Source organism: Streptomyces sp. NPDC087844 (assembly GCF_044742785.1).
In the GTDB taxonomy this organism is placed as follows: Bacteria; Actinomycetota; Actinomycetes; order Streptomycetales; family Streptomycetaceae; genus Streptomyces.
Map to the genome: position 1 here is coordinate 223,049 of NZ_JBIUVD010000002.1, position 23,822 is coordinate 246,870.

27 protein-coding genes are annotated in these 23,822 nt (G+C 70.3%); 12 read left to right on the plus strand and 15 right to left on the minus strand.

Annotated features, from left to right (window positions below; translation table 11 throughout):
• Nucleotides 1-53 precede the first annotated feature (53 nt).
• The gene (locus tag ACIOKD_RS04600; protein WP_402078111.1) at nt 54-1,409 is read right to left on the minus strand and encodes an FAD-binding protein; all 1,356 of its coding nucleotides are present in this window, start codon (nt 1,407-1,409) and stop codon (nt 54-56) included.
• A 142-nt stretch (nt 1,410-1,551) separates the two neighbouring features.
• Here ACIOKD_RS04600 and ACIOKD_RS04605 point away from each other — a divergent pair, with 142 nt between their 5' ends.
• Genes ACIOKD_RS04605 through ACIOKD_RS04620 form a run of 4 tightly spaced genes read left to right on the plus strand, consistent with a single transcriptional unit; the run spans nt 1,552 to nt 4,466 of the window.
• Nucleotides 1,552-2,073: a phosphatase PAP2 family protein gene (locus tag ACIOKD_RS04605; protein WP_402078113.1), complete on the plus strand. Its 522-nt coding sequence runs from the start codon at nt 1,552-1,554 to the stop codon at nt 2,071-2,073.
• On the plus strand, nt 2,066-3,067 hold the full coding sequence (locus ACIOKD_RS04610; protein WP_402078115.1) for a decaprenyl-phosphate phosphoribosyltransferase: 1,002 nt from the start codon (nt 2,066-2,068) through the stop codon (nt 3,065-3,067). The genes ACIOKD_RS04605 and ACIOKD_RS04610 overlap by 8 nt, the downstream gene beginning before the upstream one ends.
• Nucleotides 3,068-3,096: 29 nt before the next feature.
• Nucleotides 3,097-3,546, plus strand: a complete 450-nt coding sequence (locus ACIOKD_RS04615; RefSeq protein ID WP_402078118.1) for a GtrA family protein — start codon at nt 3,097-3,099, stop codon at nt 3,544-3,546.
• Nucleotides 3,534-4,466 (plus strand): YihY/virulence factor BrkB family protein, encoded by a 933-nt coding sequence (locus tag ACIOKD_RS04620; RefSeq protein WP_402078120.1) that lies wholly within the window; start codon nt 3,534-3,536, stop codon nt 4,464-4,466. Before ACIOKD_RS04615 ends, ACIOKD_RS04620 begins: the two co-directional genes overlap by 13 nt.
• Here the strand turns inward: ACIOKD_RS04620 and ACIOKD_RS04625 are convergent.
• A complete protein-coding gene (locus ACIOKD_RS04625) occupies nt 4,420-5,745 on the minus strand; it encodes a D-alanyl-D-alanine carboxypeptidase family protein (RefSeq protein WP_402078122.1) in 1,326 nt (441 codons plus the stop codon). The genes ACIOKD_RS04620 and ACIOKD_RS04625 overlap by 47 nt on opposite strands.
• A gap of 151 nt (nt 5,746-5,896) precedes the next feature.
• Here ACIOKD_RS04625 and ACIOKD_RS04630 point away from each other — a divergent pair, with 151 nt between their 5' ends.
• From ACIOKD_RS04630 to ACIOKD_RS04640, 3 genes are all read left to right on the plus strand, one after another.
• Nucleotides 5,897-6,145 carry an SCO4848 family membrane protein gene (locus ACIOKD_RS04630; RefSeq protein ID WP_402078124.1) on the plus strand — a complete coding sequence of 83 codons (249 nt, stop codon included), beginning with the start codon at nt 5,897-5,899 and terminating at the stop codon, nt 6,143-6,145.
• Nucleotides 6,146-6,239: 94 nt separating this feature from the next.
• On the plus strand, nt 6,240-7,559 hold the full coding sequence (locus tag ACIOKD_RS04635) for a metallophosphoesterase (protein WP_402078127.1): 1,320 nt from the start codon (nt 6,240-6,242) through the stop codon (nt 7,557-7,559).
• Nucleotides 7,560-7,894: 335 nt separating this feature from the next.
• Nucleotides 7,895-8,299, plus strand: a complete 405-nt coding sequence (locus ACIOKD_RS04640) for an ATP-binding protein (RefSeq protein ID WP_402078129.1) — start codon at nt 7,895-7,897, stop codon at nt 8,297-8,299.
• Between the two features lie 247 nt (nt 8,300-8,546).
• Here ACIOKD_RS04640 and ACIOKD_RS04645 read toward each other — a convergent pair whose 3' ends face one another.
• Both ACIOKD_RS04645 and ACIOKD_RS04650 read right to left on the minus strand, forming a co-directional pair.
• On the minus strand, nt 8,547-9,989 hold the full coding sequence (locus ACIOKD_RS04645; protein ID WP_402079177.1) for an ATP-binding protein: 1,443 nt from the start codon (nt 9,987-9,989) through the stop codon (nt 8,547-8,549).
• Nucleotides 9,989-10,678: a response regulator transcription factor gene (locus ACIOKD_RS04650; protein WP_402078132.1), complete on the minus strand. Its 690-nt coding sequence runs from the start codon at nt 10,676-10,678 to the stop codon at nt 9,989-9,991. Before ACIOKD_RS04650 ends, ACIOKD_RS04645 begins: the two co-directional genes overlap by 1 nt.
• Nucleotides 10,679-10,863: 185 nt before the next feature.
• On the opposite strand from ACIOKD_RS04650, the gene ACIOKD_RS04655 reads away from it, so the two are divergent.
• Entirely contained in the window at nt 10,864-13,332 is a 2,469-nt protein-coding gene (locus ACIOKD_RS04655) for an MMPL family transporter (RefSeq protein ID WP_402079180.1), read from the plus strand.
• A gap of 43 nt (nt 13,333-13,375) precedes the next feature.
• Here ACIOKD_RS04655 and ACIOKD_RS04660 read toward each other — a convergent pair whose 3' ends face one another.
• The 5 genes from ACIOKD_RS04660 to ACIOKD_RS04680 all read right to left on the minus strand — a co-directional run bounded on the left by ACIOKD_RS04660 (nt 13,376) and on the right by ACIOKD_RS04680 (nt 16,856).
• Complete coding sequence (locus tag ACIOKD_RS04660) at nt 13,376-14,182, minus strand: TetR/AcrR family transcriptional regulator (RefSeq protein WP_402078134.1); 807 nt, start codon at nt 14,180-14,182, stop codon at nt 13,376-13,378.
• 10 nt (nt 14,183-14,192) lie between these two features.
• Nucleotides 14,193-14,714, minus strand: a complete 522-nt coding sequence (locus ACIOKD_RS04665; RefSeq protein ID WP_402078136.1) for a thiol-disulfide oxidoreductase DCC family protein — start codon at nt 14,712-14,714, stop codon at nt 14,193-14,195.
• Entirely contained in the window at nt 14,711-15,118 is a 408-nt protein-coding gene (locus ACIOKD_RS04670) for a hypothetical protein (protein WP_402078138.1), read from the minus strand. Before ACIOKD_RS04670 ends, ACIOKD_RS04665 begins: the two co-directional genes overlap by 4 nt.
• A 140-nt stretch (nt 15,119-15,258) precedes the next feature.
• Entirely contained in the window at nt 15,259-15,669 is a 411-nt protein-coding gene (locus tag ACIOKD_RS04675; protein WP_402078139.1) for a VOC family protein, read from the minus strand.
• A gap of 449 nt (nt 15,670-16,118) precedes the next feature.
• Nucleotides 16,119-16,856, minus strand: coding sequence for an SDR family NAD(P)-dependent oxidoreductase (locus ACIOKD_RS04680; RefSeq protein ID WP_402078141.1), 738 nt, complete (start codon nt 16,854-16,856; stop codon nt 16,119-16,121).
• A gap of 84 nt (nt 16,857-16,940) precedes the next feature.
• Between ACIOKD_RS04680 and ACIOKD_RS04685 the strand changes: the two genes are divergently transcribed.
• Complete coding sequence (locus tag ACIOKD_RS04685) at nt 16,941-17,639, plus strand: TetR/AcrR family transcriptional regulator (protein ID WP_402078143.1); 699 nt, start codon at nt 16,941-16,943, stop codon at nt 17,637-17,639.
• Nucleotides 17,640-17,747: 108 nt separating this feature from the next.
• Here the strand turns inward: ACIOKD_RS04685 and ACIOKD_RS04690 are convergent, their stop codons facing one another.
• Nucleotides 17,748-18,047 (minus strand): lysine transporter LysE, encoded by a 300-nt coding sequence (locus ACIOKD_RS04690; RefSeq protein WP_402078145.1) that lies wholly within the window; start codon nt 18,045-18,047, stop codon nt 17,748-17,750.
• A 97-nt stretch (nt 18,048-18,144) separates the two neighbouring features.
• On the minus strand, nt 18,145-18,345 hold the full coding sequence (locus ACIOKD_RS04695; protein WP_402078147.1) for a DUF397 domain-containing protein: 201 nt from the start codon (nt 18,343-18,345) through the stop codon (nt 18,145-18,147).
• A 243-nt stretch (nt 18,346-18,588) separates the two neighbouring features.
• On the opposite strand from ACIOKD_RS04695, the gene ACIOKD_RS04700 reads away from it, so the two are divergent.
• The 3 genes from ACIOKD_RS04700 (at nt 18,589) to ACIOKD_RS04710 (ending at nt 20,041) form a co-directional block, all read left to right on the plus strand.
• Entirely contained in the window at nt 18,589-19,143 is a 555-nt protein-coding gene (locus ACIOKD_RS04700; RefSeq protein WP_402078149.1) for a TM2 domain-containing protein, read from the plus strand.
• A complete protein-coding gene (locus ACIOKD_RS04705) occupies nt 19,136-19,546 on the plus strand; it encodes a DUF2752 domain-containing protein (protein ID WP_402078153.1) in 411 nt (136 codons plus the stop codon). The genes ACIOKD_RS04700 and ACIOKD_RS04705 overlap by 8 nt, the downstream gene beginning before the upstream one ends.
• Nucleotides 19,547-19,777: 231 nt before the next feature.
• On the plus strand, nt 19,778-20,041 hold the full coding sequence (locus ACIOKD_RS04710; protein ID WP_398286529.1) for a TM2 domain-containing protein: 264 nt from the start codon (nt 19,778-19,780) through the stop codon (nt 20,039-20,041).
• 93 nt (nt 20,042-20,134) lie between these two features.
• Here the strand turns inward: ACIOKD_RS04710 and ACIOKD_RS04715 are convergent, their stop codons facing one another.
• Genes ACIOKD_RS04715 through sdhC form a run of 4 tightly spaced genes read right to left on the minus strand, consistent with a single transcriptional unit; the run spans nt 20,135 to nt 23,571 of the window.
• Entirely contained in the window at nt 20,135-20,914 is a 780-nt protein-coding gene (locus ACIOKD_RS04715; RefSeq protein WP_402078155.1) for a succinate dehydrogenase iron-sulfur subunit, read from the minus strand.
• Nucleotides 20,914-22,668, minus strand: coding sequence for a succinate dehydrogenase flavoprotein subunit (gene sdhA / locus ACIOKD_RS04720; protein ID WP_402078158.1), 1,755 nt, complete (start codon nt 22,666-22,668; stop codon nt 20,914-20,916). The genes ACIOKD_RS04715 and sdhA overlap by 1 nt, the downstream gene beginning before the upstream one ends.
• 19 nt (nt 22,669-22,687) lie before the next feature.
• Nucleotides 22,688-23,182, minus strand: coding sequence for a succinate dehydrogenase hydrophobic membrane anchor subunit (locus ACIOKD_RS04725; protein ID WP_402078161.1), 495 nt, complete (start codon nt 23,180-23,182; stop codon nt 22,688-22,690).
• 8 nt (nt 23,183-23,190) lie between these two features.
• Nucleotides 23,191-23,571 carry a succinate dehydrogenase, cytochrome b556 subunit gene (sdhC, locus tag ACIOKD_RS04730; protein ID WP_210880708.1) on the minus strand — a complete coding sequence of 127 codons (381 nt, stop codon included), beginning with the start codon at nt 23,569-23,571 and terminating at the stop codon, nt 23,191-23,193.
• Nucleotides 23,572-23,822: the final 251 nt, after the last annotated feature.

The window sequence follows — 23,822 nt, forward strand, 5'->3', positions numbered from 1 at the left end:
GAAGCGAACTCCTAGTGGGAGGGGGCCGACAGGGTGGTGGCGGGTGGCCGGCGTCAGAGCCCGAGGCGCCGGGACAGGTCGGAGGTGAAGACGGATCGCGGGTCCAGCTCCTCGCGCAGCGCCCGGAACTCACCGAGCCGCGGATACATCGCCGTGAGCAGCTCGGGCCGCAGCCGGGAGTCCTTGGCGAGGTAGACCCGCCCGTCGGCCGCGGCGACCTCCTCGTCCAGCTCGTCGAGGAAGTTGCCGAGCCCCGGCAGGTTCGCGGGGATGTCGAGGGCGAGGGTCCAGCCGGGCATCGGGAAGGACAGCCAGCCCGGGTCGCCCTCGCCGAACCGCTTCAGGACGGCGAGGAAGGACGGGCAGCGGCGCTGCGAGATGCGGTGCACGATCCGGCGCAGGGCCTCCTCCTGCCCGTATCCGACGGCGAACTGGTACTGCACGAAACCGCCGCGCCCGTAGACGCGGTTCCAGTGCGGCACGCCGTCGAGCGGGTGGAAGAAGGTGGACATCCGCTGGAGTTCGCCCACCCGCGCGCGGGGCGCCTTCCGGTACCAGAGCTCGTTGAAGAGGCCTACCGTCGTACGGCCCAGCAGGCCCTCGGGGACGAAGGAGGGCGCGGCGGGAAGACGTCCCGGGCGGAACTCCAACGGGGCTCTACGCGCGCGCGTGCGGTCGGCCAGTGCCTCCAGCGGGGCATGGTCGCCCCGGGTCAGCACCGAGCGGCCCATGGCCGCCCCGCGCGCCAGCAGGTCGATCCAGGCGACCGAGTAGCGGTAGCGGTGGTCGGTGGCCGTGAGGCGGGCCATCAGGTCGTCCAGGTCCGTGGCGCGTTCCGTGTCGACGGACATCAACGACGTCGCGACGGGCTGCAACCGGACGGTGGCCGTCAGGATGACGCCGGTCAGGCCCATTCCGCCAGCCGTGGCGTCGAACAGGGGCGTCCCCCGGTCCACCATCCGGATCCGGCCGTCGGCGGTCAGCAGTTCGAAGGACAGGACGTGACGGGCGAAGGAGCCGGACACATGGTGGTTCTTGCCGTGGATGTCCGCGCCGATCGCCCCGCCGACCGTCACATAGCGGGTCCCGGGCGTCACCGGCACGAACCAGCCCAGCGGCAGCAGGACCTCCATGAGGCGGTGCAGGGAGACACCGGCGCCGCACAGCACCGTCCCGCCGTCCGCGTCGATCGCGTGGACGTGGTCGAGCCCCGTCATGTCGAACACGGCCCCGCCCGCGTTCTGCGCCGCGTCCCCGTACGCCCGTCCCAGGCCCCGCGCGATGCCTCCGCGGGCCCCGCACTCCCGGACGGCCGCCACGGCCTCCTCGTACGAACGGGGGCGCACCAGGCGGGCTGCGGTGGGAGCGGTGCGGCCCCACCCCGTGACGGAAACCGTGTCGGTAGACATGTCAGTGACCGTATCGAGCGGAAGTCTCCTTTAGTTACCTAACATCCCTCTACATCCCTTTCCTCCCCGAAATGGGTGATTAATGGGATGTCGCTCAATATTGCCGGAGCTGTAGCGGTGTTGACGTGAACAGTGAGTCCCCATGGACCACCACGACGAGCGCCCTGACCTGGACCACCGGATCCTCACGGCCCTGCACGCACGCGGCACCGGCCCCCGAGTCGCCGCCGCCGCGCGGGTTTTGTCCCTGGCCGGTGAGCACGGCGCGCTGTGGCTCGCGGCGGGCCTCGCGGGAGCCGCCGCGGACCGGGAGCGGCGCGGCGCCTGGCTGCGCGGCACGGCCCTGACCGCGGGCGCGCACCTCGCCAGCATGGGCGTGAAACGGCTCGTACGCCGTCCGCGCCCCGGCCATGTCGAGCCGCTGGTCCGCACCGCGGGCCGGCATTCCTTCCCCAGCTCGCACGCCACGTCCGCGGTGGCCGCCGCCGTGGCCTTCGGAGCGCTCGGCGCGCGCGTGGTGCCCGCGTTGGCCGCCGCGATGTGCGTGTCGCGGGTGGTCGTAGGAGTCCACTACCCCTCGGACGTCGCCGCGGGCGCCGCCCTCGGCGCGGTGACGGCCCGGCTGGGCGCCCGCTGGATGACAGGAGGCCGTGACCATGGCTGAGACGGCCCTTCTGGGGAGTTCGAAGAGCCCGGAGAGCCCGGAGAGCCGGGAGAGCCCGGGGAGCCCGGGAAGCCCGGAAAGGACACCGGGAAAACAGTCCGCGCCGCCGAAAAGTGGCCTCCTGAAGGGGCTCATCAGGACCGCCCGTCCGAAACAGTGGGTCAAGAACGTCCTCGTCGCCGCCGCCCCGGCCGCCGCGGGCGAGCTCTTCTCACGCCACGCCCTCATCCAGGTCGCCCTGGTCTTCGTGCTGTTCACGGCCTGCGCGGCGAGTGTCTACCTGGTCAACGACGCCCGCGACGCCGACGCCGACCGCGCCCACCCGGTCAAGCGTCACCGGCCGGTCGCCGCGGGCGTGGTGCCCGTCCCGGTCGCCTACTCCGCGGGGATCGTTCTCGCCGTCGTCGCCCCGACCGTGGCCGCCTTCGTGTGCTCGCCGCTCACCTCGGCGCTGCTCACCGCCTACCTGGGGATGCAGTTCGCGTACTGCGTCAGCCTCAAGCACGTCCTGGTCGTCGATCTCGCCGTGGTGACCACCGGGTTCCTGATGCGAGCCATGATCGGCGGGCTCGCGCTCGGCATCCCGCTGTCGCGCTGGTTCCTGATCACGACCGGCTTCGGCGCGCTGTTCATGGTGTCCGCCAAGCGCTACTCCGAGGCCGTCCAGATGGCCGGGAAGGCGGGCGCCACGCGCGCGTTGCTCACCGAGTACACCGTCGGCTACCTGCGTTTCGTCTGGCAGCTCGCCGCCTCGGTCGCCGTCCTCGGCTACTGCCTGTGGGCCCTGGAGGAGGGCGGCCTGCCGCACACCAGCGTGCTGCCCTGGCGGCAGCTGTCGATGGTCGCCTTCATCCTCGCCGTCCTGCGGTACGCGGTCTTCGCCGACCGGGGCACCGCGGGCGAACCCGAGGACGTGGTCCTGCGCGACCGCGCGCTCGCCCTGATCGGCGTGGCCTGGCTCGCCATGTACGGCCTGGCGGTGGCCAACTGGTGAGCGGGGCGCACCGCGCGGGAACAGGAGGCGTGCGCCGGGCGCCCCCGCCGCACGCGGGCCGGCCGCGGCGCCGGGAACTGCTCGGCTTCGCCGCCGCGGGCCTCCTCGCGTACGCCGCCGACCTCACCCTCTTCCTCTGGCTGCGCGGCCCGGCCGGGCTCGACCCGCTGACCGCCAAGGCCCTGTCGTTCGTGGCGGGCTGCTCGGTCGCGTACGCGGGCAACGCGCTGGGCACCTACCGGCACACGACCACGAGCCTGCTCCAGTACGGGATCTTCTTCGGGGTGAACATCGCGGGAGCCCTGGTGCAACTGCTGTGCATCCTCGTCAGCCACTACGGCCTCGGGTTCACCTCACCGCGCGCGGACACCGTGTCGGGCGCGGGGATCGGCATGGCGCTCGCCACGGTCCTGCGCTTCTGGGGTACGAGGACATTGGTTTTCCGAGGCGAGGGCAGAGTCGGATCATGGACTGGCTGAGAAAGCTCCCCGTCGTGGGCCCGTTGGTCGCACGGCTGATGCTCACGCACGCCTGGCGCTCGTACGAACGGCTGGACCGGGTGAAGTGGACGCGGCTCGCCGCGGCGATGACCTTCATCAGCTTCCTCGCGCTTTTCCCGCTGATCACCGTGGCCGCCGCGATCGCGGCCGCGGCCCTCGACGAGAAGGGGGTGCGGACGCTTGAGGACAAGATCGCCGAGCAGATCCCCGGTATCGCCGAACAACTCGACATCGGCGCTCTCGTCGACAACGCCGGCACGGTCGGACTCATCGCGGGCGCCCTGCTGCTGTTCACCGGCATCGGCTGGATCGGCTCGATGCGCGAGTGCCTGCGCGCGGTCTGGGAGCTGCCGGACGAGGAGGAGAACCCGATTCTGCGCAAGCTCGTGGACGGCGGCGTACTCGTCGGCCTCGGCGGCGCCGCGCTCGTCACGCTCGCCGCCTCCACCCTGGCGTCGACCGCCGTGGGCTGGACCACCCGGCAGCTCGGCGTCGACGAGGGCGGCTGGGGCGGGGTGCTGCTGAGGGTGGCCGCGTTCGCAGTGGCCGTCCTCGCCGCCTTCCTGCTGCTCCTGTACCTCCTGACGCTGCTCCCCGGCGTCCAGCCGGAGCGGCGCCGCCTCGTCGTCGCCGCGCTGATCGGCGCCGCCGGGTTCGAGCTGCTGAAACTGCTGCTCAGCGGCTATATCCAGGGAGTCGCGGCGAAGAGCATGTACGGGGCGTTCGGTGTGCCCGTCGCGCTGCTGCTGTGGATCAACTTCACGTCCAAGCTGCTGCTCTTCTGCGCGGCCTGGACGGCGACGGGGCACAAGGAGGCGGACGGGCCGACCGCGACGGACGACTCCGCGGACCTCAGCGGCGGCGACGCATCAGCTCCGGCAGCGGCCAGCGGCGGTTGATCAGGAACACACCGGCGGCGAGCAGGGCGAGGACGCCGCCGGTGATCGCCAGGGCGATGCCGACACCGCCCGAACCGCCCGTACCGTCCGTCTTCGACGAGGCGGCCACCGCCTTCGACTTGGCCGCGCCGTCACCCGAACCGCCCGCCTCACCGGAGGCGTTCGCGCCCGGCTGCGCACCCGTGTCCGCGCCCTTGGGCGGCACCAACTCGCCCACCGGGGAGACCTTGCCCGAGGCCTTGAAGCCCCAGTCGAGAAGCTTGGCGGTCTCCTTGTAGACCTGGTTGTGCTCCTTCTTCTCCGGGTTCATGACAGTGACCAGCAGCACCTTGCCGTCGCGCTCGGCGACTCCGGTGAAGGTCGCGCCCGCGTTCGTGGTGTTGCCGTTCTTCACACCCGCGATGCCCGGGTAGGCGTCCAGTCCCACGTCGCCGGCCAGCAGCCGGTTGGTGTTGTTGATCTCGAAGGTTCCGCGGGTCGTCTTGCCCTTCTTGTTCTTCTTGGTCTCGCCGGGGAACTTCGCGCGGACCGTCGAGCAGTACTCCCGGAAGTCCTCGTCCTGCAGGCCGGAACGCGCGAACAGGGTCAGGTCGTACGCCGACGACACCTGGTGCTTCTCGTCGTAGCCGTCCGGGCTGACCACGTTCGTGTCGAGCGCCTGGAGCTCCTCAGCGCGCGCGTTCATGTCCTTGACGGTCTGGTCGACGCCCCCGTTCATCGCGGAAAGGACGTGCACGGCGTCGTTGCCGGACTGGAGGAAGACGCCGAGCCACAGATCGTGGACCGAGTACGTCTCGTCCTCCTTGATGCCCACCATGCTGGAGCCCACGCCGATGCCGGCCAGGTCGGCCGGGACGACCTTGTGCTTCTGCTTCTTGGGGAACTTGGGCAGCACGGTGTCGGCGAACAGCATCTTCAAGGTGCTCGCCGGAGGCAGCCGCCAGTGCGCGTTGTGGGACGCCAGGACATCGCCGGACTCGGCGTCCGCGACGATCCAGGAGCGGGCGCTCAGATCCTTCGGGAGGACCGGCGCGCCGATGCCGAGGTTCGCCTGGGTTCCGGGCCGCGCGAGCAGGGCGCCGCCCACGGACGACATGCCCGCCGGTGGTGTGGCCGAGGGACTGGCCGAAGGGGTCGGCTTCGGCTTGTCCGCCGCGAAGGCGGACGCGGCTGCGGCGGCGGGCGCGGTGGCGGTCACCGTGAGCGCGAGCGAGAACGACAACAGGGTGGCGGAAGTGACCAGCAAGGAGGGCTTGGCGGTCTTTTTCATGGCGGGCACGGTCGAGAACGTACAGGGCGCAGGGAGGGAAGTCGCAGGGGCCTCCTCGACCGGGCCCTTTCCGACAGGGGCTTTTCCGCCACCGGGCCGGGTGCCGTGGCCGGACCCACCCCGGGCGCCGGTTCCGTTCGAGGACGGCGATACTGAACCCATGAAGCTCAGCCGTCCCCTCTCCTGGTTCCTGCTCGCCTTCGGAGTGTGGAGCTGGGTCATCTGGGTCACTTTCATCAAAAATCTCTGGAAGGACGGCAGCGGGCTCGCCTTCGACGACGCGGGCGATCCGACCGGGTACTTCTGGGTGCACCTGACGCTCGCCGTTGTCTCCTTTGTCTTGGGGACGGTTGTCGGGGGCATCGGGTTGCGCGGTGTCCGGGCCCTGCGCCACACGTCGTCGTCGTAACACCGCACAGTCGTAACGCCGCAGCGCCGCAGTGGCGCATCGTCGTACCGCACAACGCCATAACGCCATAACGTCATAACGGGAGAGTCGTCGCGTGGTCATCGTGTTCGTCGTGGTCGTGGTTCTGGCCCTGGCCGTGTTCGGGGGGCTGCACTGGTATCTGTGGCGCCGGCTGGTGCGCGACACGACAGCGCGGCCCGGGGTGTCGCGGCGCGTGGGCACGGTCGTGATCGTCGGCGGGCCGCTGCTCATGTTCGCGGCGATCACGTCCGAGCGGACGGGAGCGCCGTTCTGGCTGCAGCAGGTGCTGGCCTGGCCCGGCTTCCTGTGGATGGCGCTGTCGATGTACCTCTTGGTGGCGCTGCTGGTCGGCGAGGCCGTGCGACCGCTGCTGCGGAGGGCTCTGGACCGGCGTACGGCGCCTGCGGCCGAGCCCGCGGCCGAGCCGACGGAGGTGCGCGAGGCCGCGCATGTCCCGGCGGGGGCGCCGGCGGCCGGGGAGGCTCCGGCCCGGGAGGCCGAGCGGCCCTCCGGGACGCCGACGACCGCCACCACGACCGCCACCACGACCGCCACCACGACCGCAGGCCCCTCGCGCCGGCTCCTCATCTCGCGGGTCGTGGGCGGGGCCGCGGGGGCCGCCGCCGTGGGCACCGTGGGGTACGGGACGTACGGCGTCCTGAGCGGACCCAAGGTGAAGCGGGTCACCGTGCCGCTGGCCAAGCTCCCGAGGGCCGCCCACGGGTACCGGATCGCCGTCGTCAGCGACATCCACCTCGGGCCCGTACTGGGGCGTGGGTTCGCCCAGAAGGTCGTCGACACGATCAACTCGACGCAGCCCGACCTGATCGCGGTCGTGGGCGACCTCGTCGACGGCAGTGTGAAGGACCTCGGACCCGCCGCCGCGCCGCTCGCGCAACTGAGGGCACGGCACGGCTCGTTCTTCGTCACCGGGAACCACGAGTACTTCTCCGGCGCCGAGGAGTGGGTCGCGCGCGTACGCGAACTGGGGCTGAACCCGCTGGAGAACGACCGCACCGAGCTGGCCCACTTCGATCTCGCCGGTGTCAACGACCTGGCCGGGGAGGACGAGGGGCAGGGGCCCGACTTCGCGAAGGCCCTCGGAGACCGGGACCGCGACCGGACGTGTGTCCTGCTCGCCCACCAGCCCGTACAGATCCATGACGCCGTGGACCACGGGGTGGACCTCCAGCTCTCCGGGCACACCCACGGCGGTCAGCTGTGGCCCGGCAACCTCGTCGCGGACCTCGCCAATCCGACCCTCGCCGGTCTGGAGCGCTACGGCGACACGCAGTTGTACGTGTCGCGGGGCGCCGGTGCGTGGGGGCCGCCCACCCGGGTGGGAGCGCCGTCCGACATCACGGTCGTGGAGCTGGCCTCCCAGCAGGCCTGAGGCGCGGGCGCGCCGACCGGCTGCTTCTGGCCAGTCGACGGGGCGCCGGCCGTGGGTGTGCGGCCGGGAACCTTCACATGATCCGGTGAACCGTGACGTGCGGGACGCCGGCCGTCGCGCCGCGACAGGGCCTGAATCAGCGGCTGAGCAGTGCGTACGTGGGAGGCCGGGGTGCCTGTCGGACGGCAGGTGGCCCTCCGGTTGTGGAGCCCCGACGGGGCCGGCACGGCGACCGGCTGTCGCGTTCACGCGGGGTTGCAATTGCGCGCGTGACGCATCGGGTCCGCGTCACGCAGCATGATGTGACGGAGGCGTGCGCGGGGGGAGGAGCAAACGTGTTGAGACGCAACTCCTTCCGGCTGCCCCGGCACCCGGCTTCCGTCGGGCTCGCGCGGCGCCGGGTGCGTGACCATCTGTCGAACTGGGGTCACAGTTCCGGGGAGCGGGCGTTCGAGGACGTGGTGCTGCTCGTGTCCGAGCTCGCGACGAACGCGGTGCGGCACGCGCCGTTGCTGGAGCGGGAGTTCGAGGTCGCGGTGACCACGCTCGCGGACGGGTCGTGTCTCATCGAGGTCTCCGACGAGAGCGCCGCGCAGCCGCGGCTGCGGTCGATCGGGGAGGACGGCGAGGAGTCGGGGCGGGGGTTGCGGCTGGTCGACAGCCTCACGACCGCGTGGGGAGTCTGGAGCCGGGGCCGCCACGGCAAAACGGTCTGGGCCCTGGTCCCGGCCCCGCGGTAGTCCCCTGGGCGCGGCCGATCTGTGGCCGGCCGCGCAGTTCCCCGCGCCCCTGGGTGAGAGCGGGCCCCCGTGAATGACTCTGCGGGCCGGTGGGGGGTGAGCGCGCAGTCCCCCGCGCCCCTGAGGGCGCCCCTCAGGGGGCAAAGCTGGGGCGTAGCCCCGCTCTTGAGGGGCGCGGGGAACTGCGCGGCCAGCCCCCACCGGGGCAGCGCCCTCGCGACTCGCCGATCGCCCCCCAGGGGAGAACTCACCCCGCACACAGCCCGGAGGGCAGCGTCACCGTCACCGCCAGGCCCGCCCCCGGCGAAGTCGTCACCGCCACCTCACCCCCGTGCGCCGCCGCGACCCCCTGCACGATGGCCATCCCCAGCCCGCTCCCCGCACCCCCACCCGCCCGGAAGAACCGGTCGAAGATGCGGGCGGCATCCTCCTCCGCCAGCCCCGGCCCCTCGTCGGCGACCCGCACCCGCACCACCCCGTCGACCCGCTCCAGACCGAGGGCGACCGGGACGTCCGCGGGCGTGTGCGTGCGTACGTTCGCCACGAGATTGCCCAGCACCTGCCGCAGGCCCGACTCGTCCGCCCGTACGAGGAGGGCCCCCTCGGCGCTCACCGACACCGGGCGGCCCGGTTGCTGGGCCCGCAGATCCTCGGCCGCGTCCCGCACCAGACGGCTCAGGTCGACGTTCCGGAACCGCAGTTCGGGCTGCTGGTCGAGGCGGGCGAGCGTGAGCAGCTCGTCGACCAGGCGGCCCATACGGTCCGCCTCCCCGGTCATCCGGTCCCAGGCACGCTTGCGCTCGGCCGGCTCCCGCAGCATGCCCTTGTCGTACAGCTGGAGATAGCCACGTATCGCCGACAGCGGTGTACGCAGCTCGTGCGAGGCGTCCGCGACGAACCGCCGCAGCTGGGCCGCGCTGCGCTCCCGTGTCCGGTACGCCACCTCGACCTGCTGCAGCATCGAGTTGAGGGCGAGCCGCAACTGCTCGACCTCCTGCGTGGGGTGGTGGCTGGACGGCACCCGGCGGGCCAGATCCCCCTCGGCGATCGCCGACGACGTCTCCACCATGTCCTCCAGGGGGCGCAGCCGCCGGCTCACGCTCAGCATCGTCAGGACGGCGAGCAGCGCCAGCAGCAGCACCCCGAAGAACAGATCCAGCTTGAGCGCCTTGGCCATGCCCTTGTGCAGCGCGTCGGTGGAGCCGGCGACCAGGATCACGGACCCGTCGGGCAGCGAGGCGCCGATCACCCGGAACGGGGAACCGTCCACCGTCACGTCGCGCGGGTCCGTGTCGCCGGTGAGCGCGCGGGGATCGCCCACCGCCGCGGCGAGCGCGCGCTGGTTCGCGGTCGGTTCGAAGGTGCCGAGCGTGAGGGCCCGGCCCCCGGAGTCGACCACCGCGAACAGCGAGTCCGCGTCCGGCGGGCCCTGCGCCTCCGGCGCCCTCCCCTCCCGGATGAAGGCCAGCGCGCTCAGCGAGTCGATCTGGCGCGCCGTCAGCTGCGTACTCTCCAGGGAGTCCCGCATCCTCAGGAGCTCCGAGTCGACCTGGTCCAGCAGGTAGTACCGCATGCCCATCAGGCTCACCGCCGTCGCCACGACGATGCCGAGTGCCAGCAGCGCCACATTGGCCACCGTCAGCTTGCCGCGCAGGGAGTGGATGCCGTGCCCGCGGCAGCGCCGGAGGATCACGCGAGCCCGTATCCGACGCCGCGCCGGGTCGTGATCACCGGGGCGCCGAGGGAGTCGAGCTTGCGCCGCAGATAGCTGATGTACGTCTCCACGACGGTCGACTCCGCCGGATGCTCGTACTGCCAGACGTGCCGCAACAGCTGCTCCTTGGGCACGATCCGGCCGCCGTTGCGCACGAGGAAGCGCAGCAGCGCGTACTCCGTGGGTGTCAGCTCGACCGTGCGGCCGGCGCGGTGCACCGAGTACGTCGTCTCGTCCAGCTCCAGGTCGCCGTAGCGCAGCGGCGGGCGCTCGGGCAGGACGTCGGAGGGGCGGGTGCGGCGCAGCACGGCGGTGATGCGGGCGATCACCTCGTCGATGTTGAACGGCTTGGTGATGTAGTCGTCGCCGAAGGCGAGCGCGCCGACCACCTCCGTGGGCGCGTCGCGCGCGGTGAGGAACACCAGGGCCAGATCGGGCTGTCCGACGCGCAGTTCACGGCCCAGCGCCCGGCCGTCGCCGTCCGGGAGCATCACGTCGAGGAGCGCCGCGTCCGGGCGCGTGCGCTCGGCCAGCGTCAGCGCCTCGCGGACGGTACCGGCCGTCATCACCTCGAAGCGGTGGTAGCGCAGGGCGATGGTCAGCACGTCCGCGATGCTCGGCTCGTCCTCGACGACCAGCACGGTCGCCCCCTCGTGAGCGGTCATGCCCCCAGTATCGGCGCGAGCACCGACAACGGGACCGGCTCTCCCTTGGGAGTTCCTTGTGAGTCATGGCCAGGTCATGTTCAGCGGCCCGCGCCGCGCCCGATGCTGTGCCGCAGGACCTGGGGGACCGACCGATCGACCGAATGAACAACCAAGCAACTAAGGGGCGTTGAGGCGTGACGACATTGGCACGGTGGTGCTATCGGCACCGGCTGGTGGTCCTGATTCTGTGGGTGGGGGCGCTGTTGGGGCTGGGCTTCGCGGGCTCCGCCGCGGGCACGAACTACGCGGACACCTTCACCCTTCCGAACACGGACTCCACGCGCGCGTACGACCTGATGCAGAAAGCGTTCCCGGAGCGGTCCGGCGACACCGACACGGTGGTGTGGAAGGTCGACGAGGGGACGGCGCGGGACGCGTCCGTACGCTCCCGGATCGAGCCCGCCCTCGAAGAGATCGGGCGCATGAAGGGCGTCGGCGAGGTCAGCAGCCCGTACGCCGCCCAGGGGGCCTCACAGATCAGTGAGAACGGGCGGATCGCGTACGCCCAGGTCACTTTCACCGAGCAGGCCAACGGTGTGCCGAAGGCGCTCGTGGAGGACGTCGTCGACACGGCGCGGGACGCCGAACGCGCCGGGCTCCAGGTGGAGCTGGGCGGCCAGGCCATCACCCGGACCCAGGAACCGCCCACCGGCATCGCCGAGACGGTCGGCATCCTGGCGGCGGCGGTCGTCCTCTTCCTCGCCTTCGGCTCGCTCTTCGCGATGCTGCTGCCCCTCATCGTGGCGATCGCCGCCCTCGGTACCGGCCTGATGGCGACCTCGCTGCTCAGCCATGTCACCGACGTGCCCGAAGTGGCGCCGCTGCTCGGCTCGCTGATCGGCCTGGGCGTCGGCATCGACTACGCCCTGTTCATCGTGACGCGGCACCGCCGGGGCATCCTGCGCGGCATGGAGCCCGAGGAGTCCGCCGTCACGGCCCTCAACACCTCGGGCCGCGCGGTCCTGTTCGCCGGCGGCACCGTGTGCATCGCGCTTGCCGGGATGCTGGTGATGAACATGCGCTTCCTGGACGGTGTGGTCGTCGCGACCTCGCTGACGGTCGTGCTGAGCGTGCTCGCCGCGACGACCCTGCTGCCCGCGCTCCTCGGAATGCTCGGCATGCGCGTGCTCAGCCGCAGGCAGCGCCGTCGGCTCGCCGCCGAGGGACCGGAGTCGCAGGAGGCGAGCGGACTCGCCGCCCGCTGGTCCGCGTACGTGCAGAAGCGGCCGCGGTCGATCGCCGCCGGGGCCCTGCTCGTGATGGTGGTCCTGGCGCTGCCCGTCCTCTCGATCCGGCTCGGCGCCACCGACCAGGGCAACCATCAGGACTCCACGACCACCCGGCAGGCGTACGACCTGCTGGCCGAGGGTTTCGGACCCGGCTTCAACGGCCCGCTCCAGGTGGTCGTGGACGGCGGAGACAGGGCGGACACGGACGCGCTCGTCGCGACCATCCGCTCGACCGACGGCGTCGCCCAGGTGGCCGCCGCGCCGCCCGCCCGGGGCGTCACGGTGATCCAGGTGGTGCCCACCACGTCACCGCAGTCCGAGAGGACGGACCAGCTGATCGACCGGCTGCGCGACGACGTGATCCCGGAATCCGGGACCGACGCCCACGTGGGCGGAGTGACCGCCGTCTTCAAGGATTTCGCTGCCGTCACGGGGGAGCGGCTGCCCTACTTCGTCGCGGCGATCATCTCGCTCGGCTTCCTGCTGCTGATGGTGGCCTTCCGCTCCCTGGTGGTGCCGCTGACGGCGGCCCTGATGAACCTCATCGCGGCAGCCGCCTCCTTCGGAGTGCTCGTCGCGATCTTCCAGTGGGGCTGGGGTACGGAACTGCTGGGCGTCGGCAAGGAGGGGCCGATCACCGCGTTCCTGCCGGTCATCATGCTGTCGCTGCTCTTCGGGCTCTCGATGGACTACCAGGTGTTCCTGGTGAGCCGTATGCACGAGGAGTGGGTGCACACCAAGGACAACGCGCGTGCGGTCCGGGTCGGCCTCGCCGAGACCAGCCGGGTCATCAACTGCGCGGCCCTGATCATGATCTGCGTGTTCTCCGCGTTCGTCCTCAGCGGTGACATGGAGGGCGCGATGGCGGGCATCGGGCTCGCGGCGGCGGTCGCGCTCGACGCGTTCATCCTGCGTACGGCCCTGGTGCCGGCCGCGATGCACTTCCTGGGCAACTCCAACTGGTGGCTGCCCGCGGGCCTGGAGAAGCGGCTGCCGCACCTGGCGGTCGAGCCCCGGGAGGAGACGGTCGACGGGCCTCACGCGCGCGTGCCCGACGCCGGGACCGGCACTGGCTCGGGTACTGGCACCGGTACCGGTACCGACGGCGGTTCCACCGTGATCCACGGCTTCGTCCGCACCCCGGACGGGGCGCCCGTCGAGGGTGCCGCGCTGACCCTGCTCTCCAAGGGCGGCCGCCAGCTCGACCGGGTGACCTCGCTCGCCGACGGCTCGTACATCGTCTCGGTCCCTTCCCCGGGCTCGTACCTGCTCGCGGTGACGGCCCAGGAGCACCCCTCCCGGGCCCGCCATGTGATGGTCGGCGCGGAACCGCTGGTGTACGACGTGGAGCTGGCGGAGGACGAGGTGGACGCGGTGAACTGACCGCGTCGGACAGGTACAGGACGCCGGAGACGCCGGAGAGGCACTATTCCGGAGACTGTTTCGCGGAGGGTTTCGCGGACTTCCTGGTGGGTTTGGCGGGGTCGGGCAGCGCGTTCGTCATCCCCGGCAGGAAGTCCGTGAACAGTTCGTGCACCTCGCGGACCAGAGGCCGCAGTACCCGGAAGCGGGCCAGCGAGACACCGAGGGAGGTGAGGCGGGCGCCGCGTTCGGCGAGGCGGTAACTGCGCTCGCGGCCCTCCGTACGGTCGAAGATCCAGTACAGGACCAGCCCCATCTGGGAGAGCCACAGCAACTCGGGCAGTACCTCCCGCAACTCCTGTGGAATCTTCGCCTTCGAACCGCTCAGCACCTCGCGGCAGACGCCGATGGCCTCCACGCGCGCGTGCTCCGACTCGGGCGAGAACGGGCTGAGCGGACTGTCCGGATCGGCGGCGTTCTTGAAGAACTGCACGGCGAACTCGTGGTACGGCGTCGCCACGTCCAGCCACGCCTTGAGGACCCCGGCGATCCGTTTCTCCAGATCCCTCTCGTGGTCAAGGACCTCTCGGACCGCCGCCCGGTGCTCGACGGCCATGCGGTCGTAGAAGCCCTGGATCAGGTGCTCCTTGCCCGCGAAGTAGTAGTACGCGTTGCCTACGGAGACCCCGGCCTCCTTGGCGATGGCCCGCATCGTCGTCTTCTCGTAACCCCGTTCCTGGAACAGGAGCATGGCGGTCTCCAGGATCAGGGCCCGGGTCTGCTCGCTCTTGCCGGGCGTTCGCGGGGCGCCGGGGCCTTCGGGCACCGCGGGACCGTCCGGGCTGGGGGCACTGTCGTTCGCTGCTGGCACGGGACAGAGCCTAACGAGGCGGACAGGTGCCGCCGTCGCAGGCGGGCGGGTCGTGGATCCACCCCACGGCCGGGTCGTACGACCATCCGTCGGCCGCGGTGTACGTACGCCCGCCCCAGTACCCCTCCCGGCGGGCCCGCTGCCCCTCGCGCCACTTGGCCGCGGCGAGCACCGCGCCCCGCGCGAGCCGGGCCCCGGCCGGGGTGCTGAGCCGGTGGGCCATCGGGCGGTGGTCGGCGAGCGCCCACAGAGTGACGACCCAGGCGGCGGTTCCCCGGTAGACCTGGCCCGCGTCCCCGATCACGGTGATCTCCTCCAGCGTCGCGGTGTGGTCGAGCCCCGGGTAGCGGCGCCTCGCCTCCGCCGACCCGGCGGCCACCAGTTCCAGGGGCACCAACTGCCGCTGCCGTACGAGCCAGTCGCGCAGGAAGGCGCAGAGCGAGCAATGGGCGTCGTACAGGACGGTGAGCCCGCGGACCGGGACGCGGGCGGCGTCCCGGTCCGGGCCCGTGGCGGTCGCCACCGGGGTCACGCCCCGGCCGTCGGCGCGACCCAGCCCTGCGGCGGCACGGGCGGCTGCTGCTCGCGCTCCATGACGCCCCGGCGCCGGATCCTGTTGAGCACGTACACGTTCCCCAGGTGCATGGCGCCGAGCACCAGGAGCACCACACCGAGCTTGGTCGACAGGGCCTCGAAGACCCCGCGGGCGTCGGCGATCTCGTCGTCCTGGTTCAGATAGAGCGCCACGAAGCCGAGGTTCACCAGGTAGAAGCCCACCACCAGGAGGTGGTTGACGGCGTCCGCGAGCTTCTCGTTCCCCTGCAGCACATCGGCCAGGAAGATACGCCCGTTGTGGCTGAGCGTCCGTGCCACCCAGACCGTCAGCGCGACGCTGATCAGCAGATATATGACATACGCAACGACCGTGAGGTCCATGGTCCCCGCCCCTTCTCGACTGCATCACTGTCTGCTCGACTGCCTTCTTGAACATGTTCAAAAGGCTGTCGAGAGAGAATGTAGACCTGTTTTTGAACACGTTCAAGCTGTGCGCGGGGGGTGTGGATGTGACGTGCGGCTCAGCCGGTGCGGGCCAGCTCCGGCCGCTTGGTGTAGTCGGTGAAGCCGATGACGTTGCCCCAGGGGTCGGCGACCTCGACGGTCCAGCCGGTGGCCACGGAGAGGGGCGCGTCGAGGGGTTGGACGCCCGCGGCGGCGAGGGCGTCGGCCATGGCCCTGGCGTCCCGCACCTCCAGCCACACCCGGGGGCACGCCCAGGCGGGCGGCCGGTGCCCGAGCTCGTCCTCCAGTCGCAGCAGCACGCCGGGCGTCTCCTTGCCGACCTTCAGCACGGCGATCCCGGCCTCGTCGAGCCGGAACCCGACCGTGAACCCGGCCCGCCGGTAGAAGTCCACGGCCTCGTCGAGGTTGCCGACGGGGAGGAGGACGTTGTCGAAACCGAGCAGTTCGTACGACTCTTCGTCTGACATGTCGTCAGATTAGGTGGTGGGGTGGGGGCGAGGGGGGAGGCGGCGGGGAGGGGCTGGGGGAGTCACCCGTGTGGCGTCTCGGTCACTCGTTTTGCTGGGCACGCCGTCATCGCCCCTGGGTGCGCTGAACCCACCAGGCGGGACTCCGTCCCGTGGGGGCAATGACGAGCGCCGCATCTGAACACGGGCTCGACGACGAGCCTGCGTACCGCTGGCCGATCCCGCCCCCCCTCCGGAGGGTTGGACCGCGGACGATCTCGATCCGACTTCGGCTCCGGTCGAGGCCGGCGTTGCCGGAGCGGCAGTCGGGGTGGCGGTCGCCGTCATCCGAAGCGGCCGCGGCCACGATCTCGTCGCTTCGAGAGTGCTGGGCTCGTACGACGCACGCGCGCGGCCGGGAGTGCGCCCCATCGCTCCGACGGAACCGGATGCGCACCACCGGCCGTCGGTCAGGCGCGGGTGTAGCCGCCGTCGACGAAGAGTTCGGCGCCCGTGACGAACGAGGAGGCGGCCGAAGCCAGGAAGAGGGCGGCCTCGGCGATTTCCTCGGCGTCGGCCAGCCGCCCCAGTGGCACGACGGCCTCGGCGAACCCGTCGACGTCCGGCCCCGCGGCGCGCAGCAGGGCAGGGGTCCGCGTGGGTCCCGGGCTGAGGACGTTGACCCGGAATCGACGCTCTCGCGATTGCCGGGCCCAGTTGTGCACGAGGTTGCTCAACGCTGCCTTCGAGGCGCTGTAGACCTCAAGGTGCTCATTGGGGCGCACGCTGTTGCTTGAGCCGATGACCAGGATGGAGGCGTTCTCCGCCAGCAGCGGAAGCGCCTTCTGGACGGTGAACAGCGGGCCCTTGACGTTGACGGCGAGTGTCAGGTCGACGTTCGCCTCGGTGTGGGCGCCGAGCGCGGCGTCCGCGACGATTCCCGCGTTGGCCACCAGCACGTCGATGCGTCCGGCCTCCTCGCGGACTCGCGTGTAGAGCGCGTCCAGGTCGGCCAGGACCGAGACGTCGGATCGTACGCCGGTGGCCGCAGGACCCAACTCCTTGACTGCCGCTTCGAGGCGGTCGATGTCCCGGCCGGTCACGAAGACCCGTGCGCCCTCCCGGACGAAGCGGTGGGCGATGGCCAGCCCGATCCCGCTGGTCCCTCCGGTGATCACGGCCACCTTCTCCTGCAGCACGCCTGGCATGTCGAACCCCTTTGGTTATGGAATGGATCGTCCATAACGTAGGCGGTAATGGACGATCGAGTCAAGAACGGATAGGCTGAGACCATGCCGAGACCACGCGCATTCGACGAACGCCAAGTCCTGGGAAGGGCCCGGGAACAGTTCTGGGCGACCGGCTACGCAGGAACCCGGATGGACGACATCGCCCAGGCGACCGGCCTGGGCAAGGGCAGCCTGTACGGCGCGTTCGGCGACAAGGGCAAGCTGTTCCACCGTGTGTTCGGCGACTGGTGCACCGCAGTCGTCGAGGTGGCCGAAGGGCGGCTGGCAGGTGGCCCGGACGCGGAGGCCTTGGTCCGGCTGTCGGGATACGTGCACCTGATGGCGGAGAACACCGCCTCCGACAGCGAGCGCCGCGGGTGCCTGTTGGCCAAGGGCGTGGCGGAACTGGCCCAGCACGATCCGACGGTCGCCGGACGGTCGGCCGAGACCATGACGGCACTGCTGACCCTGCTGCGGACGGAGATCAGCGCAGCCCAGCGCCACGGCGACATCGACAGCACTGCGGATCCGGAGCGGTTGGCGGCACTGCTGCTGACGGTGGTCCGCGGTATCGAGGCGGTGGGCAAGGCCGGCCTGGCCCCGGAGACGCTGCGGACTATCGCGGATACCGCACTGGCGGTCCTGCCCATGCCCGAGGGGCGGAAACGCCTAGCGACCGGGCTCTCCCACGGTCCCGACACCGGTGATCGCGCGACGACCTCCCCCTCCCCGGCCTCTCCCCGGAGGCCGCTCCGTTCTTGACCTGCCGTAGCTGATCGTTTCGCGCTCATGACCCGCAGCCTGTGCGGCCGGCAAGTGCGAACACGGTGGCCGCACTCTCCCTGGCCGCCGTCGAGTGCGCGAACGACTTCACAGGCAGTCGCAGCCCGGGGCGTAGAACAGCAGGAAGACGGCCGTAGCCGCGGTCAGGACGAAACCGGCCGTGGCCACGGCGGTGAGGCCCCGGCGGCGGTGCCCTTTCGGGGAGTCGCGCAGGGCTCCCCAGGCGCCATGGGCGAGCGAGAGGCTGAGCAGTCCGGCACCTGCGGCGGTCAAGCGCGGACTGAAGGACCAACTCAGGTAGGCGACCTGGGCCAGGCAGAGGAGCAGGGCGCAGGCGAGCACGCTGAGAAGCACCTCGGTGACGGCTTCACCGACCGTCTCCGTCAAGAACTTGCCGACCCCTTTCACCACCCCGCGACCCCTCATGCCGCACCGCTCGTCTCATCTACGACGCGGCCCCGAACCCGGCCCCGAACGGCCGCGCTCAAGGGCGCTCGGCTATCTCCTGGCGGACTGCGCGGACGGCGACCAGCAGTGAGTGGAGGCCCGGGGGGTGGAGGGTGAGTGTGGTGGTCGGGTCGTCGGATTCGCGGAGGCGGAGTGTTCCGTCGGGGGCGGTGGCGAGTTCCAGGCAGTTGCTGGCCTCGCTGCTGAACGAGGACTTCTGCCAGCGGAGTTCGGTCATGACGGGTCCTTTCGCAGATCTGCGATGAGTCCGTGGATGAGGACGGCGGCGGCAAGGAGGTCTGGGTCGAGTGGCGTGCCCTGGATGAATGAGGGCGGGCCCCGCATCGGGCCGGTCACCCCCTGGATGCGGAAGGTGCGGACATGTCGTGACCGAACCGGCTTCTCTATCGACCGTTCTCTCCGGCAAGATGACCTGAACTGATTCTTTTCATACATCATCCCGTCCCCAGGAGCAGTCACCGTGAGCGAGCAGCCGTCTCAGCCGCAGCAGCCCCCTAACCAGCCGCCCGGCTACGGCTATCCGAACTCCGGGGACACCCCTCCCGGTTACGGGTACCCGAACCCGGGCGCCGTCCCGCCCGGCGACGCGAACCCGTACGGGGGCGGGCAGCCGGGCTCCGGGCCGTACCAGCAGCCCGGACAGCCCGGACAGCCGGGGCAGCCGTACGGGCCTCCGCAGTCCGGGTATCAGCAGGGGCCGGGGTACCCGCCCCCCGGCGGTTACGCCCCGCCCGGCGCGTACCCTCCTGGTGCCTTCACCGGTGACCCCAACGCCCCGTACGGCTACGACCCTTACGGGCGCCCGTACTCCGACAAGTCGAAGATCATCGCGGGTGTCCTCCAGCTCTGCCTGGGAAGCCTCGGTGTCGGGCGGTTCTACATCGGCAGCGTCGGTATCGGGCTCGCCCAGCTCTTCACCTGCGGCGGGCTCGGGATCTGGGCCCTCATCGACGGAATCATGCTGCTGACGGGGCACAACGCCACGGACGCCCAGGGCCGCCCCCTGCGTGGCTGAGACGGGCCCCGTGCGCGCGGAAACACTGCGGCGCCCGGCGGCGGCACCCCTCGCGGTGCTCGTCGCCGGGGCCGTCGGCGCGGGCTATCTGTACGGCACCGACCCGCACGAGCCCGGTCACGTCCTGCCCGCGTGCCCGTTCCGCTTCGTCACCGGGCTGCTCTGCCCGGCCTGCGGCGGCACCCGGATGACGTACGACCTGATGCACGGTCAGTTCGCCGCGGCCTGGCTCGACAACAGGGCGCTGCTGCTCGCCTCGCCCTTCGCCCTCGCGTTGCTTGCGCGCTGGATCGTGGAGGGGCTGCGCGGGCGTCGCTGGCGGCCTGAACTCAGTCCCCGCGTACAGGTGTTGGTGCTGTCACTGGCCGTGGCGTGGACCGTGGTTCGCAATATCCGGAGCTGATTCAGGCATAACTTGATCACGGGATGGGAACAATAGAACGTTTACCCTCCCAGTCGCCCCTGTGTTCTCCGTACGCTCACACGGCACAGGGGGGATGACGTGTACGCGGCTATGCCGTTACGCGCTTTTTTGGCGGTCTCCGTCATGGGTCCTTCCTGGTACCTCTCCGGAGCGGGTCCGCTCTCGCTCCGGTCTCATTCCGCGCCATCCAGTCACCCAGGAGCACGTCTCATGACCGTCCCCACCCCCTCTGCCCCGTACGGCGTCGACCCGCAGGGCCGCCCCTACTCGGAGAAGTCGAAGATCGTCGCGGGCATCCTGCAGATCTTCCTCGGCACGCTCGGCATCGGCCGTTTCTACGTCGGCTCCGTCGGCGTGGGTGTCGCGCAGCTGCTCACCTGCGGTGGCCTGGGCTTCTGGGCGCTGATCGACGGCATCCTGTTCCTCACCAGCAACGACCGCACCGACAAGGAAGGCCGCCCGCTGCGCGGCTGAGTCGGCAGAGGCATGAAGAGGGCCCCACTCCGGCGGGAGTGGGGCCCTCTTGCTATCGGTCCTGCCGGCGGTCTCGCCAGCAGTTCCAAGACCTCAGAAGCGGCGCGTGATCAGCGCCCTCTTCACTTCCTGGATCGCCTTCGTGACCTCGATACCGCGCGGGCAGGCGTCCGTGCAGTTGAACGTCGTGCGGCAACGCCACACGCCGTCCTTGTCGTTGAGGATCTCCAGGCGCTGCTCTCCGGCGTCGTCACGCGAGTCGAAGATGAAGCGGTGGGCGTTCACGATGGCGGCCGGACCGAAGTACTGGCCGTCGTTCCAGAACACCGGGCACGAGGACGTGCAGGCGGCGCAGAGGATGCACTTCGTCGTGTCGTCGAAGCGCTCCCGGTCCTCCGCCGTCTGCAGGCGCTCGCGCGTCGGCTCGTTCGTCTCCTTCGTGACCAGGAACGGCATCACGTCGCGGTACGCCTGGAAGAAGGGCTCCATGTCCACGACCAGGTCCTTCAGCACGGTGAGGCCCTTGATGGGCTCGACCGTGATGGGCTTGGCCGGGTTGATGTCCTTGATCAGGGTCTTGCAGGCGAGACGGTTCTTGCCGTTGATGCGCATGGCGTCCGAGCCGCAGATGCCGTGCGCGCAGGACCGGCGGAACGTCAGCGTGCCGTCCAGGTCCCACTTGATCTTGTGCAGCGCGTCGAGGACACGCTCCTTGGGGTCGATCTCCAGCTGGAAGTCTTCCCAGACCGCTTCCGCCGAGTTCTCGGGGTTGAAGCGGCGGATGCGGAACGTGGCCGTGATGTACGGGGAGTCGGCGAAGCCGGGCTCGGGGGTGCCGGCCGCGTCTGCCTTGTCCAGGGTCGGGGTTGCCATCAGTACTTACGCTCCATCGGCTGGTAGCGGGTCTGCACGACCGGCTTGTAGTCGAGACGGATCGACTCGGTGCCGTCGTCGCCGACCTCGCGGTACGCCATGGTGTGGCGCATGAAGTTGACGTCGTCGCGGTTGGGGTAGTCCTCGCGGTAGTGACCGCCGCGGGACTCCTTGCGGGCGAGCGCGGACACGGCCATGACCTCGGCGAGGTCGAGCAGGTTGCCCAGCTCGACGGCCTCAAGGAGGTCGGTGTTGAACCGCTTGCCCTTGTCCTGGACGGACACGTTCAGGTAGCGCTCGCGCAGCTCGGCGATCTTCTCGACGGCCGTCTTGATCGTCTGCTCGGTGCGGAACACCATGACGTTGGCGTCCATGCACTCCTGCAGCTCGCGGCGGATGTCCGCGACCCGCTCGTTGCCCGTGGACGCCCGCAGCCGTTCGATCTGCGCGACGACCAGCGAGGACGGGTCCACGGGCAGATCGATGTGCGAGACGGTGGAGGAGTACTCCGCCGCCGCGATGCCCGCGCGCTTCCCGAACACGTTGATGTCGAGCAGCGAGTTCGTGCCCAGCCGGTTGGCGCCGTGCACGGAGACGCACGCGACCTCACCGGCCGCGTACAGGCCCGGGACGACCGTGGTGTTGTCGATCAGGACCTCACCCTGGACGTTCGTCGGGATGCCGCCCATCGCGTAGTGCGCGGTGGGCTGGATCGGGATCGGGTCCGTGTACGGCTCGATGCCGAGGTACGTACGCGCGAACTCCGTGATGTCCGGGAGCTTGGCGTCCAGCTGCTCCGGCGGGAGGTGCGTGAGGTCGAGGTAGACGTGGTCGCCCTCGGGGCCGCAGCCACGGCCCTCACGGATCTCCGTGTAGATGGAGCGGGACACGACGTCACGGGACGCGAGGTCCTTCATGACCGGCGCGTACTTCTCCATGAAGCGCTCGCCGTCCTTGTTGCGGAGGATGCCGCCCTCACCGCGGGCGCCCTCCGTCAGCAGGATGCCCATGCGCCAGATGCCGGTCGGGTGGAACTGGAAGAACTCCATGTCCTCCAGCGGCAGGCCCCGGCGGTAGACCGCGGCCTGGCCGTCACCGGTCAGGGTGTGCGCGTTGGACGTCACCTTGAAGAACTTGCCGGTGCCGCCGGACGCGTAGATCACGGCCTTCGCCTGGAAGACGTGGATCTCACCGGTCGCCAGTTCGTAGGCGACGACGCCCGCCGACTTCTTGACGCCGTCGACCTCTACGATCAGCTGGTCGAGGACGTAGAACTCGTTGAAGAACTCCACACCCTCCTTGACGCAGTTCTGGTAGAGCGTCTGAAGGATCATGTGGCCGGTGCGGTCCGCCGCGTAGCAGGACCGGCGGACCGGGGCCTCGCCGTGGTTGCGGGAGTGACCGCCGAACCGGCGCTGGTCGATGGTGCCGTCCGGGGTCCGGTTGAACGGCAGGCCCATCTTCTCCAGGTCGAGGACCGCGTCGATGGCCTCCTTCGCCAGGATCTCGGCGGCGTCCTGGTCGACCAGGTAGTCGCCGCCCTTGATCGTGTCGAAGGTGTGCCACTCCCAGTTGTCCTCCTCCACGTTCGCCAGCGCGGCGGCCATACCGCCCTGCGCGGCGCCCGTGTGGGAGCGGGTGGGGTAGAGCTTCGTCAGCACGGCGGTCCGGCTGCGCTTCGTCGACTCGATGGCCGCGCGCATTCCGGCGCCGCCGGCGCCGACGATGACGGTGTCGTACTTGTGGATCTTCATGATTCTCGCAGCCCCGTGCCTAGCGGATGTTCGGGTCGAAGGTGAAGATCACCAGCGTGCCCAGCAGGATGGTGAACACCGTGGCGGTGTAGAGCAGGCCCTTGAGCCACAGCCGGGTGTCCGCGCGCTCCGCGTAGTCGTTGATGACCGTACGCAGGCCGTTGGCGCCGTGCAGCATCGCCAGCCACAGCATCAACAGATCCCAGACCTGCCAGAACGGGGAGGCCCAGCGGCCCGCCACGAAGGCGAAGCCGATCTTGGAGACGCCGCCGTCGAGGACGAGCTGGATGAGCAGGTGGCCGAGGACCAGGACGACCAGGACGACGCCGGACAGGCGCATGAAGAGCCAGGCCTGCATCTCGAAGTTGCCGCGGGAGGACTTCGGGGTCTTCCTGGTCCGCTTGCGCGGGGGTTCGATCAGGGGGGCCGGGTTGTCGACGTCGTAGAGGGACGCGCCCTCCACGGGGCCGATACCGGACGCGGTCTTCTCGGTGGTGCCTGAGTTGTTCGACATCTTGCGCGTCAGCTCCCGAAGACTTCACGAGCGGCGTGGCCGAGGACGGGGTACAGGGCCCCGATCATCAGCACGACCCAGATGCCGACAACGGTCCAGAGCATCTGCTTCTGGTAGCGCGGGCCCTTCGACCAGAAGTCGACGGCGATCACCCGCAGGCCGTTGAGCGCGTGGAAGAGGATTGCGGCGACGAGGCCGTACTCCAGCAGCGCGACGATCGGCGTCTTGTAGGTGGCTACGACCTTGTCGTAGTCCTGGGGAGAGACACGGACAAGAGCGGTGTCCAGCACGTGTACGAACAGGAAGAAGAAGATGAGGACGCCGGTGACTCGATGAGCCACCCAGGACCACATTCCTTCCCGGCCGCGGTACAGCGTTCCAGCCGGCACGGAAGAACCCTCCGGGAGCGGGGATTGGGGCCTGCCGGCTTCGATGTCGGTCGGCCCGGCCGGGTACGGTCCACCGGCCCTGGCCATCGTAGCGACGTGTTGTCGGAACGTTTACGGCGGGCCTACCGATGTGATCGAACTGGCAGGCAAAGGGGTACGTATGGGCTATTCCGGATGTGGTGTGGCTGGCTGCGTCGTTCCCCGCACCTCTGGAAAGGCTGAAAGACCGCGCCGTTCCCCGCGCCCCCGAA